This is a genomic window from Roseovarius sp. MBR-6 (assembly GCF_040547525.1).
In the GTDB taxonomy this organism is placed as follows: domain Bacteria; phylum Pseudomonadota; class Alphaproteobacteria; order Rhodobacterales; family Rhodobacteraceae; genus Roseovarius.
Genome location: NZ_JBEPPW010000004.1, coordinates 149378 through 161861 on the forward strand (window position 1 = coordinate 149378; position 12484 = coordinate 161861).

The following is a 12484-nucleotide window of genomic DNA, read 5'->3' on the forward strand; positions in this document are numbered from 1 at the left end:
GGACGGTCGCCTCCTGTCCCCCGCGCGGAATCAAGGCGTGCCCCGCACGCCGCCGCGCGAGCGCCCCCCACCCGCGTTTCGCGTTTGACGCCCCCCGCGCGCTCGGGCATGTCAGGCCATGGCCAAGCCGTCCTCTTTCACCTGCACCGCCTGCGGTGCCACGCATAACCGCTGGTCGGGGCGCTGCGAGGCCTGCGGCGAATGGAATTCCATCATCGAGGAGGCCCCCCTGTCCGAGGGCCCCAAGGGGCGCGGCCTTGGCGCGCGGCGCGGCAGCACCATCGCGCTCAGCGATCTGGCCTCCGACGAACCGCCACCGCCGCGCACCCTGTCGGGCATGGCCGAGCTTGACCGGGTTCTGGGCGGCGGGCTTGTGCCCGCGAGTGCCATCCTTGTCGGCGGCGATCCCGGCATCGGCAAGTCCACGCTCTTGTTGCAGGCCGCCGCGCTCTTTGCCCGGGCGGGGCTGAAAACCGTCTATGTCACGGGCGAGGAGGCGCGCGCACAGGTGCGGATGCGCGCCGAGCGGCTGGACCTGCGCGCCGCCCCGGTCAAACTTGCCGCCGCCACCGCGCTGCGCGACATCCTGACCACGCTGGAGGCGGAAAAGCCCGATCTGGTGATCATCGATTCGATCCAGACGATGTGGTCGGACGCGATCGAGGCCGCACCCGGCAGCGTGTCCCAGGTGCGCGCCGCCGCGCATGAGCTGACCAGCTTCGCCAAGCGCAGCGGCGCCAGCGTCGTGCTGGTGGGCCATGTCACCAAGGACGGCCAGATCGCGGGCCCGCGCGTGGTCGAGCACATGGTCGATTGCGTGCTCTATTTCGAGGGCGAGCGCGGGCATCAGTTCCGCATCCTGCGCTCGGTCAAGAACCGCTTTGGCCCCGCCGACGAGATCGGCGTGTTCGAGATGACCGGCAGCGGTCTGGCCGAGGTGGCCAACCCCTCGGCCCTCTTTCTCGCGGGGCGCGGCGCGCCCGCCCCCGGTTCGGTGGTTTTCGCGGGCGTCGAGGGCACGCGGCCCCTGCTGGTCGAATTGCAGGCGCTGGTCGCCCCCACGCCGCACGCGCAACCGCGCCGTGCCGTGGTCGGCTGGGACGGGGCGCGGCTGGCGATGATTCTCGCCGTGCTGGAGGCGCGCTGCGGCATCCCCTTTGCCGGGCTCGATGTCTATCTCAACGTGGCGGGGGGCCTGCGCATCACCGAACCTGCCGCCGATCTGGCAGTGGCCGCCGCCCTCCTGAGCGCGCGCGAGGATGTGGCCTTGCCGCCCGAAACGGTGGTTTTCGGCGAAATCAGCCTCTCGGGCGCGCTGCGCCCCGTGGGCCAGACCGAAAACAGGTTGAAAGAGGCGCAAAAACTTGGTTTCACCAGCGCAATCGTGCCGTCGGGGGGAAAGACCGGCGGTGACAGCGGCCTCAGCCTGACCCGGATGGGCGATCTGGTGTCGTTCGTGGGTGAGGTATTCGGCGCAGGTTGAGCGCGCCCAAGGGACAGGACAAGGCATGGACGGGTTTACCATCATCGACGGGGTCGTGGCGCTCTTCATCGTGCTGTCCGCGCTTCTGGCCTATTCGCGCGGACTGGTGCGAGAGGCGCTGGCCATCGCGGGCTGGGTCGTGGCGGGCTTTGCCGCCTTCATCTTCGCGCCGCAGGTGGAACCGCTGGTCAAGGAAGTGCCCGTGGTGGGCGAGTTCATCGCCGACAGCTGCGAGCTGAGCATGATCGGTGCCTTTGCCGCCGTCTTTGCCGTGACGCTCATCATTGCCTCGCTGATCACGCCACTGTTTTCGTCGCTGGTGCAACGCTCGGTGCTGGGCGGGCTGGATCAGGGGCTTGGCTTCATCTTCGGGGTGGCGCGCGGCGTGCTGCTCATCGCCATCGCCTATTTTGTCTACGACACGGTGGTGAGCGCGCAATCCATCGCCATCATCGACGACAGCCGCTCGGCGCGGGTCTTTTCGCAACTGACCGGGGCGATCGAGGGACGCGATCCCGAACAGGCGCTCGGCTGGATCACCCGCCAATACGAGCAGCTTGTCGGGGCCTGCGACGCAACCAGTCTCTGACGGCTGACCCAACGTAAGGCGGGGCCGCGCCTTCGTGATAGTTTCGTGACACCGGCGGCGCGAGGGCTTATGAGGGGGTCCAAGCGACCTGCCCGGATTCGGAGACTGCCCTTGTCCCCCCAGATGCCCCCCGCCCACCCGTTCGACGATGACAAGCTGCGCGAGGAGTGCGGCATATTCGGCGTCATCGGCCTGTCGGATGCCGCCAATTTCGTGGCCCTCGGCCTGCACGCCCTGCAACATCGCGGGCAAGAGGCCGGCGGCATTGTCAGCCACGATCCCGAACAGGGGTTCAACTCGGTGCGCCGATTCGGCTATGTGCGCGACAATTTCACCCGCGCTTCGCTGATGGAAAGCCTGCCGGGGCCGCTGGCCATCGGCCATGTGCGCTATTCCACCGCCGGATCGAAGGGGGCAGCGATCCGCGATGTGCAGCCCTTCTTCGGCGAGTTCTCCATGGGCGGCGCGGCCATTGCCCATAACGGCAACATCACCAATGCCGATGCGCTGCGAAAGGAGTTGATCGAGCGCGGTTCGATCTTCCAGTCCGGCTCTGACAGCGAATGCATCATTCACCTCATGGCCCGCTCGCTGCAACGCAACATCGTTGAGCGGATGGAGGATGCGCTGCGCCGGGTCGAGGGGGCGTTTTCCGTGGTGGCCATGACCCGCTCCAAGCTCATCGGCGTGCGCGATCCTCTGGGCGTGCGCCCGTTGGTGCTGGGGCAATTGGGCGACGGCTGGGTGCTCAGCTCCGAGACCTGCGCGCTTGACATCATCGGCGCGCAGCTCGTGCGAGAGATCGAGCCGGGCGAAATGGTGGTGATTTCCGCCAAGAGCGGCGTCGAGAGCCATTTCCCGTTTCGCCGCCAACCGTCCAAGTTCTGCATCTTCGAGCATGTCTATTTCTCACGCCCCGATTCGCTCATCGGCGGGCGCTCGGTCTATGAGACGCGCCACCAGATCGGCGTGGAACTGGCGCGCGAAGCCCCCGTCGAGGCCGATCTCGTCTGCCCCGTGCCCGACAGCGGCACCCCGGCCGCCATCGGCTACAGCCAGGAATCGGGCATTCCCTTTGCCATGGGGATCATCCGCAATCAGTATATGGGTCGCACCTTCATCGAGCCGACCGAGCAGATCCGCAACATGGGTGTGCGCCTCAAGCTCAACGTCAACCGCGCGCTGATCAAGGGCAAACGCGTGGTCCTTGTGGATGACAGCGTGGTGCGCGGCACCACCAGCCGCAAGATCAAGGAAATGGTGCTCGACGCGGGCGCGGCCGAGGTGCATTTCCGCATCGCCTCGCCGCCGACGGCGTGGCCCTGTTTCTACGGTGTGGACACGCCGCAGCGCGAGAAACTTCTGGCGGCCACCATGTCCGAAGACGAAATGCGCGCGCATTTGCAGGTGGACAGCCTGCGGTTCATCACGCTCGACGGGCTTTACCGCGCCGTGGGTCAGGCCACCGGGCGCAACGCCGCCTGCCCGCAATATTGCGATGCCTGTTTCTCGGGCGACTATCCTGTTGCCCCCTCGGACATGATCGAAAAGGGGTTTGTCCTCAAGGCCGCCGCCGAATAGGCAGGATCGCGCGCACGCGCGCCGCGCCAACGGCGGGGTTTCGCCGCAACGCAGCATACCCCCTTCCCCCTGCCTGCCACTCTGACTAGATCGCCCGTCACCGCAACGTCAGACAGGCATATCATGAGCGATCAGACAGAGACCCCGGCCGCGACCCTCGCCGCCGCAACCGCGAGCGCGGACTTCCCCCGGCGCGGTCCGGCCCTTATCGGCACGCTGCATGGGCCAGAGACCGCGCGCGCGCTCCTGCGGAGCGAGAGCGGCGAAATCCGCACCGTCGAGACCGGCGCGCGCATCGGCACCGCCACCGTCGCGGCCATCGGCGAGGGCGTGGTGATCCTCAATGACCGGGGCCGCGCGCAACGGCTTGAAATGCCGCGCGGCTGAGCCTGCCCGCCCTTGCCCCGCCCCCCCGCAGCGCATAGACAGAAACGCGGATGCAACGGACGGGATCGAGGTCAGCCATGGCAGGCAAGGGCATTTCCAGGGGCGCAATGTGGGTTCTGATGGGGCTTCTCATCATCGGGCTTGGCGGCTTCGGCGTAACCAATCTCGGCGGGGCCGTGCGCAGCGTGGGCCAGGTCGGCACCGCAGAGATCGACGTGAACACCTATGCCCGCGCGCTGCGCGATGAAATGAACGCGCTCGCCGCACAACGCGGTGCGCCGATCAGCTTCGCGCAGGCCCGCGAGGCGGGGCTTGATCAGCGGGTGCTGGCCCAGCTTGTCGCGCGCGCGGCGCTGGAACACGAGGCGGGCGCGCTCGGGCTCTCCGTGGGTGACGAGACGCTGCGCCGCGAAATCCTCGCCATTCCCGGCTTTCGCGCCGCCGACGGCAGCTTCGACCGTCAGGCCTATCGCTTTGCGCTGCAACAGTCGGGGCTGAACGAGACCCAGTTCGAACAAAGCATCCGCGCCGAGACTGCGGCCACGCTGGTGCAGGCGGCGGCGCTTGCGGGTCTGCGCCCTCCGGCCACCTATACCGGCGCGATGATCGACTGGCTGGGCGAGGGCCGCAGCCTTGCCTTCGCCACGCTCGACCGCAGCGATCTGGAAGCCGGCCTGCCCGAGCCGTCCGAGGAGGATCTGCGCGCCTACCACCAGAGCCACCTGCCCGACTTCACCACGCCCGAGGCGCGCCGCCTGACCTATGTCCAGGTGACGCCGGAGATGCTGCTCGATACGGTCGAGGTGGACGAGGCCACGCTGCTGGCCGCCTACGCTGAGCGCGCGAGCGAATACAACCTGCCCGAACGCCGCCTTGTGGAGCGGCTCGTCTTCGCCGACGAGGCTGCCGCCACCCGCGCGATGGAGCGTCTGGCGCAAGGCATCCGCTTGGAAATGCTGGTCTCCGAACGTGGCCTCGACATGGCCGATATCGACATGGGCGATGTCACCGCCGCCGATCTCGGCGCGGGCGCCGACACGGTCTTTGCCGCCCCCGTGGGCGAGGTGGTGGGACCGGTCGAAACCAGTCTCGGCCCGGCGCTTTTTCGCGTCAACGCCGTGCTCTCTGCGCAGGAGACACCCTTCGAGGAGGCCCGCGCCGAGTTGCGCGACGCGCTCGCACTCGACCGCGCGCGGCGCGTGATCGACACGCTCGGGCAATCCGCCGACGACCTTCTGGCCGGCGGGGCCACGCTCGAGGATGTGGCGCGCGAAACCGAGCTGGAACTGGGGCAGATCGACTGGCACGCCGGAAATTCAGAGGGGATCGCAGGCTATCCCTCGTTCCGCCGCGCCGCCGGGGAGGTGCGCGAAAGCAGCTATCCCAAGGTCGAGCAACTCGAGGATGGCGGCATCTTCGCGCTGCGTCTCGACGGGATCATCGAGCCCCGCATCCTGCCGCTTGACGAGGTGCGCGACGCGGTGCGCGCGGGCTGGCGCGCCGAGGCCACCGTGGCCGCGCTGCGCGCGCAGGCCGAACCGCTGGCCGAGGCGCTCGGACGCGGCGAGAGCTTTGCCGATCTCGGCCTCGCCGCCACCGAGGTCACGGACATCACCCGCCGCGACTATCGCGCCGACGCGCCGCCCGAATTCATCGACACGGTGTTCGACATGACGGCCGGCGAGGTGCGCGTGATCGAGGGCACGGCGCGGCTGTTCGTGCTGCGGCTCGACAGCATTCGCCCGGCCGACGCGGACGATCCCGACATCGCCCGCATCGCCGAAGCACTGGGCGAACAGGTCACCGCCGATCTTGGCCAGGACCTGTTTCAGCTACTGGCCGACGATATCCGCGCCCGCGCGGGCGTTACACTCGATCAGGCGGCGCTCAACGCCGTGCACGCCAACTTCAACTGAGGACTGCCCGCCTTGGATCTGACCCCCGATTACGACAGCTTCGCCCGCGCCTTCGAGGCGGGGGAAAACCAGGTGGTCTATACGCGCCTTGCCGCCGATCTCGACACGCCCGTGTCGCTCATGCTCAAGCTGACGGGGGCTGCGCGCGATGCGTTCCTGCTCGAATCGGTGACGGGCGGCGAGGTGCGCGGGCGCTACTCGATCATCGGCATGAAGCCTGACGTGATCTGGCAGTGCCAGGGCCAGAGCAGCCGCATCAACCGCGCCGCGCGCTTTGACCCGGACGCCTATCAGCCGCAGGACGGCGACCCGCTCGCCAATCTGCGCGCGCTCATCAGTGAGAGCCGGATCGCCCTGCCCGAGGACCTGCCCGCCGCCAGTGCCGGGCTCTTCGGCTATCTGGGCTATGACATGATCCGGCTGGTGGAACACCTGCCCGACGTGCCGCCCGACACGCTCGGCCTGCCCGACGCGGTGCTGATGCGCCCCTCGGTCGTCGCGGTGCTTGATGGCGTCAAGGGCGAGGTGATCGTCGTCGCCCCCGCCTGGGCCGGAGCGGGGCAATCGGCGCGCGCGGCCTATGCGCAGGCTGCCGAGCGGGTGATGGACGCGGTGCGCGACCTCGAGCGCGCCCTGCCGCAGGCCAGCCGCAGCCTTGGCGCGGCCCATGAGGACGCGGCCCCGGTGTCGAACTTCACCCGCGAGGGCTACAAGGCGGCGGTGGAGAAGGCGCGCGACTATATCCGGGCGGGCGACATCTTTCAGGTGGTGCCGTCGCAGCGCTGGACGCAGCCTTTCCCCCGTCCGCCATTTTCACTTTATCGCTCTTTACGGCGTACAAACCCGTCTCCTTTCATGTTCTATTTCAACTTCGGCGGCTTCCAGGTGATCGGGGCCAGCCCCGAGATACTTGTCCGCGTCTTCGGGCAAGAGGTGACGATCCGCCCCATCGCGGGCACGCGCCCGCGCGGGGCCACCCCCGAGGAGGATCGCGCGCTCGAGGCCGATCTGCTGGCCGATGGCAAGGAACTGGCCGAACATCTCATGCTGCTCGATCTGGGGCGCAACGACGTGGGCCGCGTGGCGCGCACCGGCACCGTGCGCCCGACCGAGCAATTCGTGATCGAACGCTACAGCCACGTCATGCACATTGTCTCGAACGTGGTGGGAGAGTTGTCAGACGAGCATGACGCGCTCTCGGCCCTTCTGGCCGGCCTGCCTGCGGGCACCGTCTCGGGCGCGCCCAAGGTGCGCGCCATGCAGATCATCGACGAGCTGGAGCCGGAAAAACGCGGCGTCTATGGCGGCGGCGTCGGCTATTTCAGCGCGGGCGGCGACATGGATGTGTGCATCGCGCTACGCACGGCGGTGGTGAAGGACGAAAAGCTTTACATTCAGGCGGGCGGCGGGGTGGTCTATGACAGCGACCCCGAGGCCGAATACATGGAGACGGTCCACAAATCCAACGCCATCCGCCGCGCGGCGGCGGATGCGGCACGTTTCGACGGTGGCGGCGACGGCTGAACGCACGCAAGAATTTCATCCGAAATTCTTGCCGGAAATTCTTCGAACGAAGAATTTCGCTGCGACCGCGCCGTTGCACAGTTGATCCATGTCAAGGCACCTGTTCCACGAGGATATATTCTTAAGCAAGAATATATCAGGAGACCTGCCATGCCCCCCCTGCCCCGCCGCGCCGCAACCGCGATCCTGGCTCTTGCCCTCGCGCTTGGCCCCGTGGCCCTTGCCGCAGCACCGCTCTCATTCAGCGAACCGGTGGCCGCCGATGCCCTGCCCGCATCCAAGCAAACCGCCACCGGGCTTTACATCACCGCCGCCGACGCCGCGCGCGTGCTTGCCGACCATCCCAATGTTGCCCTTGTGGATGTGCGCACCCCGGCGGAAATCACGCTGATCGGCTACGCCACCCCCACCGCCGCGCATATCCCGGCGCAGTTGCTCGACGCCGAGCCTGCATTCAGCAAGGGCAGTTACAAGATGGTGGACAATCCCGCTTTCACCGACGAGTTCAACGCCTGGCTCGCCAGCGACGCGGCCAAGGGAATTGACACCGTGCTCATCACCTGCCGCTCGGGCGGGCGCAGCGCCGCCGCCATCGCCAAGCTGGCCGAGACAGGGGTGAGCGTGGCGCTTTACAACGTCGTCGACGGGTTCGAAGGCGACAAGGGCGAGAGCGGCGCGCGCGATGTGAACGGCTGGCGCAACGCGGGCCTGCCCTGGACCTACACGATCCGCGAGGGGCTGCGTCCCGGCCATAACTGAGCCTTGCCGGACCCTCGCGCGTCAGGCATGAGGCGGGCATGACCCGCCTCATCCTCTTCAACAAGCCTTACGGCGTGCTCTCGCAGTTCACCGACCGGGGCACCGAGGACAGCCCGCGCGCCACGCTCTCGGATTTCATCGACCTGGCGCGCGTCTATCCCGCCGGACGGCTTGATCGTGACAGCGAGGGGCTGTTGCTCCTGACCGATGACGGGCGCTTGCAGGCGCGCATCGCCTCACCCCGGTTCAAGACTGCGAAAACCTATCTTGTGCAGGTCGAGGGGGTGCCGGATGACGCGGCCCTTGCCGCCCTGCGCGCGGGTGTCACGCTCAACGACGGCCCCACGCGCCCGGCCCGCGTCCGCCGCATCGACCCACCCGCCCTCTGGGAGCGCACGCCCCCGGTGCGCTATCGCAAATCCGTGCCGGATTGCTGGCTGGAACTGATGATCACCGAAGGGCGCAACCGTCAGGTGCGGCGCATGACGGCGCATGTGGGCCACCCCACTTTGCGCCTTGTGCGCTGGCGGATTGGCGAGTGGGCCCTTGACGGTCTTGCCCCTGGAGCGTGGCGCGACGCCTGAGCGCTCAGGCCGCCCCGCGCGTTACGTCATGGGCGTAAATCCAGTCGAATTGCCGGACCATGCGTTCGGGTGCCAGCGCACCGCCTGCGCGCAGCGCGGTATGCGCGGCCCAGCGGAGCGGCGGAAAACTGAGGTGATATTTCCACGCATTGCGGCTTGCCGCCTCGACCACGCGGCGGGCGCGGCCCTCGCGCCGTGCCTGATAGCGCGCCAGCCCGTCGCCGACCGTCTCCGCCCGTGTCAGCGCATCGGCCAGAACCCAGGCATCCTCCAGCGCCATGCAGGCCCCCTGCGCCATGAAGGGCAAGGTGGGATGGGCCGCATCACCGAGGATCGCCACGCCACCCCGGTGCCAGACCCGCGCCACCGGATGCCGGAAGAGACCCCACAGATGCACCGTCCCGACCGCCGCCAGCATCTCGCGCACCTCGCCGCCGAAATCGGCGAAGGCCGCGCGCAACGCCTGCGGGTCGTCGGTCTGGCTCCAGCTTTCCGAGGTCCAGGCCGCGCGCTCCTGCACCGCGACAAGGTTGAGAAGACTGCCCTCGCGCAACGGATAACTGACCACATGCCGCAGCGGCCCCATATGCACGCGCACCTCCGGCCCGCGCCCCGTGTGGTTGGGGATGAGCGCGCGCCACGCCACCTGCCGGGTGAAGAACGGCGCGGTGATGCCATTGAGCGCGGTGCGCGCCACCGAATGCAGCCCGTCGGCCCCGATCACCAGATCCGCCTCGAAAGCGGCGCCGCTTGCCGTCTCGACACGCGGGCGCGCCCCCGGTGCCACGCCCGTCACCTTCTGCAACAACCGGAACCGCACGCCCGCCGCCCGCGCGCCCTCGGCCAGGAGGTCGATCAGGTCGGCGCGGTGCACGAAATGATAGTCGGCCCGCGCCAGCCGCCCGAGATCGAGCCGCAGCACCTCGCCGCCGCGATAGTCGCAGAGCTGCACCGCCGCGCCGCGCATCGAGCGCAGGGCATCCCCCAACCCAAGCGCGGCCAGCACGGCAAACCCGTTCGGGCTGATCTGAAGTCCGGCACCGACCTCGGATATTTCGGCGGCCTGCTCCATCACCGTCACATCCGCACCGCGCAGCGCCAGCGCGCGCGCCACCGCAAGCCCGCCGATCCCTGCGCCGATCACGGCGATTTTCGTGTCGTCGAGCCGCATCGACCCCTTTCCCGAAACGACACGCGCCGGAGACATGGCCCCGGCGCGCGTGATCCCTGCCACAAACCGAGGCGGCGCGCCTCACTCGTCGCGGTGCACCTTTTCGCGCCGCTCGTGACGCTCCTGCGCTTCCAGCGTCATCGTGGCGATGGGGCGCGCATCGAGCCGCTTGAGGCTGATCGGCTCGCCCGTTTTCTCGCAATAGCCGAATTCCCCCTCTTCGATCCGTCGCAGCGCCGCATCGATCTTTATCACCAGCTTGCGCTGGCGGTCCCGGGTGCGCAATTCAAGGGCGCGGTCCGTCTCTTCGCTGGCGCGGTCGGCCACATCCGGTATCGCGCGCGTGCCGTCCTGCAGCGCCTCTATCGTCTCGCGGCTGCCCTCCAGCAATTCGAGCCGCCAGTTCACCAGCTTGCGGCGGAAATATTCAAGCTGCCGTTCGTTCATGAACGGCTCGTCCTCCGCCGGCTGATAATCCTCAGGCAAGAACACTTCGGCTTTCATCTCGATCCCCTCATCAAGGCCCGTGTCCGGCATTCGTCACTCCCCAGACAATTTCTGTCTTCGAGCGCTCAATTACACGCAGGGTCGGGGATTGTCACTAGCCAATCACGCGCCATTGATGTGACGCCGCGAACCCATTAGTTTCCCCGCAAGACGCTCCGCCCTGATGCGCGAAAGGATTGATACAGCGATGAAATTCGAGGGAACCGAAGCCTATGTGGCGACCCGTGACCTGACCGTTGCGGTCAATGCCGCCGTGACGCTGGAGCGGCCCTTGCTGGTCAAGGGCGAGCCGGGCACCGGCAAGACCGAACTGGCGCGACAGGTGGCGCAGGCGCTCGGCATGCGGCTGATCGAGTGGCATGTGAAATCGACCACGCGCGCGGCGCAGGGCCTTTATGAATACGATGCCGTCTCGCGCCTGCGCGACAGTCAGTTGGGCGACGAGCGGGTGCATGACGTGGCCAATTACATCCGCCGCGGCAAGCTCTGGGAGGCGTTCGCGTCCGAGGCGCGCGTCGTGCTGCTCATCGACGAGATCGACAAGGCCGATATCGAGTTTCCCAACGACCTGTTGCAGGAACTCGACCGGATGGAATTCCACGTCTACGAGACCGGCGAGACGATCCGCGCGCGCCACCGTCCCGTCATCATCATCACGTCGAACAACGAAAAGGAACTGCCCGATGCCTTCCTGCGGCGGTGCTTTTTCCATTACATCCGCTTCCCCGATCCCGAGACGATGAAGCGCATCGTCGCCGTCCACCATCCCGGCATCAAGGAGGCGCTTCTGACCACCGCGCTCACGCAATTCTACGAGATCCGCGAACAGCCGGGGCTGAAGAAAAAGCCCTCCACCTCCGAGGTGCTCGACTGGCTCAAGCTGTTGCTGGCCGAAGATCTGGCGCCCGAGGACCTGCGCCGCGACGGGGCGGATGCCCTGCCAAGGCTCCACGGCGCGCTTTTGAAGAACGAACAGGATGTGCATCTCTTCGAGCGGCTGGCCTTCATGGCGCGACGGCAACGGTAAATATGGATTTTCTGCTATTATGGGCTGACAGCGTGGAATATTTCGGTCATTACTTTCACTGAATAAACCTTTCACTCATGGGGTCGCCGCATGACACATGCCCGCGTGATGACCCTGGTGCAATGGGCGCAGGGAAGCGACTGGCGGCTTGCGCTGCAACATGCCTGCCCCGATCCGGCGCTGGTCTGGATCACGCGCGGGCAGGGTCTGGCGATCGTGGAAGGGGTGCGGCGCGGGCTTGGCGTGCATAACGCGCTGGTGCTGCCTGCGGGCACGATGTTCTCGCTCGAGACGGGCAAGACCGGCTTCGGTCTCGTCTGCGAGATTCCCCGGCACAGCGCCGCGCCCATGCCCGACAGCCCGCACCATCTGCGCATCCGCGATGTGACGGGCCAGAACGAATTGACCCTGCTCTTCGAGGCGATGAGCCGCGAACAGAACGACGCGCGCCCGTTCGCGAGCGAGGTGCTCGACGCGCTTGCCGCACAGATGAGCGTCTGGCTGCGCCGTGCCCTCATCGCCCATCCCCAAGAGCCGCGCCCCCCTGCCGCCGAACGGCTGGTGCGCGCCTATGCGGCCCTGATCGAGCGCCATCTTGGCGAGGGGCTGAGCGTGGCCGATCACGCCCGCAACCTTGGCGTCACACCCACCCATCTGACGCGCACCTGTCGCAGGCTCTCGGGGCTGAGCGCGGCCGACCTGCTGACCCAACGCAGCCTCCATGCCGCGCGCGACCTCATCGAGACCACCGCGCGCCCGATGGCCGACATCGCCGCCAGTCTCGGCTTCGGCAGCGCCGCCTATTTCTCGCGCTTCATCCTGCATCATACCGGGCACACGCCGTCGCAACTGCGCAGCGCCGCGCGCGCCCGTCTGCGCACGAAACCGGCTCTCTGACCCCGCTCACGGGTTGCGCCCGCAGTGCGGCCCATGTCTAATGGCCCCACCGCCAAGCG

At 67.6% G+C, this 12484-nt stretch carries 12 protein-coding genes; 10 read left to right on the plus strand and 2 right to left on the minus strand.

The genetic code is table 11. The annotated features are described in order from the left end of the window. Window positions 1-118: 118 nt before the first annotated feature. The 8 genes from radA to ABIE57_RS07350 all read left to right on the plus strand — a co-directional run bounded on the left by radA (window position 119) and on the right by ABIE57_RS07350 (window position 8823). Window positions 119-1483, plus strand: coding sequence for a DNA repair protein RadA (gene radA, locus ABIE57_RS07315; RefSeq protein ID WP_354538347.1), 1365 nt, complete (start codon window positions 119-121; stop codon window positions 1481-1483). A 25-nt stretch (window positions 1484-1508) separates the two neighbouring features. Continuing rightward, window positions 1509-2072 (plus strand): CvpA family protein, encoded by a 564-nt coding sequence (locus ABIE57_RS07320; RefSeq protein ID WP_354538348.1) that lies wholly within the window; start codon window positions 1509-1511, stop codon window positions 2070-2072. 123 nt (window positions 2073-2195) lie between these two features. After that, window positions 2196-3653: an amidophosphoribosyltransferase gene (gene purF, locus ABIE57_RS07325; RefSeq protein WP_354538349.1), complete on the plus strand. Its 1458-nt coding sequence runs from the start codon at window positions 2196-2198 to the stop codon at window positions 3651-3653. A 123-nt stretch (window positions 3654-3776) separates the two neighbouring features. Continuing rightward, window positions 3777-4040, plus strand: coding sequence for a hypothetical protein (locus tag ABIE57_RS07330; protein ID WP_354538350.1), 264 nt, complete (start codon window positions 3777-3779; stop codon window positions 4038-4040). 107 nt (window positions 4041-4147) lie between these two features. Further along, entirely contained in the window at window positions 4148-5956 is a 1809-nt protein-coding gene (locus ABIE57_RS07335) for a peptidyl-prolyl cis-trans isomerase (RefSeq protein WP_354538351.1), read from the plus strand. Window positions 5957-5968: 12 nt separating this feature from the next. Further along, the gene (gene trpE / locus ABIE57_RS07340) at window positions 5969-7480 is read left to right on the plus strand and encodes an anthranilate synthase component I (RefSeq protein ID WP_354538352.1); all 1512 of its coding nucleotides are present in this window, start codon (window positions 5969-5971) and stop codon (window positions 7478-7480) included. Window positions 7481-7630: 150 nt separating this feature from the next. Further along, the gene (locus ABIE57_RS07345; RefSeq protein WP_354538353.1) at window positions 7631-8239 is read left to right on the plus strand and encodes a rhodanese-like domain-containing protein; all 609 of its coding nucleotides are present in this window, start codon (window positions 7631-7633) and stop codon (window positions 8237-8239) included. A 38-nt stretch (window positions 8240-8277) separates the two neighbouring features. Beyond that, window positions 8278-8823 (plus strand): pseudouridine synthase, encoded by a 546-nt coding sequence (locus ABIE57_RS07350; RefSeq protein ID WP_354538354.1) that lies wholly within the window; start codon window positions 8278-8280, stop codon window positions 8821-8823. Between the two features lie 4 nt (window positions 8824-8827). On the opposite strand, the gene ABIE57_RS07355 is transcribed toward ABIE57_RS07350, so the two are convergent. Together ABIE57_RS07355 and dksA are read right to left on the minus strand one after the other, a co-directional pair. Beyond that, the gene (locus ABIE57_RS07355; protein WP_354538355.1) at window positions 8828-9994 is read right to left on the minus strand and encodes an FAD-dependent monooxygenase; all 1167 of its coding nucleotides are present in this window, start codon (window positions 9992-9994) and stop codon (window positions 8828-8830) included. 81 nt (window positions 9995-10075) lie between these two features. Continuing rightward, on the minus strand, window positions 10076-10531 hold the full coding sequence (gene dksA, locus ABIE57_RS07360) for an RNA polymerase-binding protein DksA (RefSeq protein WP_354538356.1): 456 nt from the start codon (window positions 10529-10531) through the stop codon (window positions 10076-10078). Window positions 10532-10688: 157 nt separating this feature from the next. Between dksA and ABIE57_RS07365 the strand changes: the two genes are divergently transcribed. Together ABIE57_RS07365 and ABIE57_RS07370 are read left to right on the plus strand one after the other, a co-directional pair. Next, window positions 10689-11528, plus strand: coding sequence for an AAA family ATPase (locus ABIE57_RS07365; protein ID WP_354538357.1), 840 nt, complete (start codon window positions 10689-10691; stop codon window positions 11526-11528). Between the two features lie 90 nt (window positions 11529-11618). Continuing rightward, window positions 11619-12425: a helix-turn-helix transcriptional regulator gene (locus ABIE57_RS07370; protein WP_354538358.1), complete on the plus strand. Its 807-nt coding sequence runs from the start codon at window positions 11619-11621 to the stop codon at window positions 12423-12425. Window positions 12426-12484 lie beyond the last annotated feature (59 nt).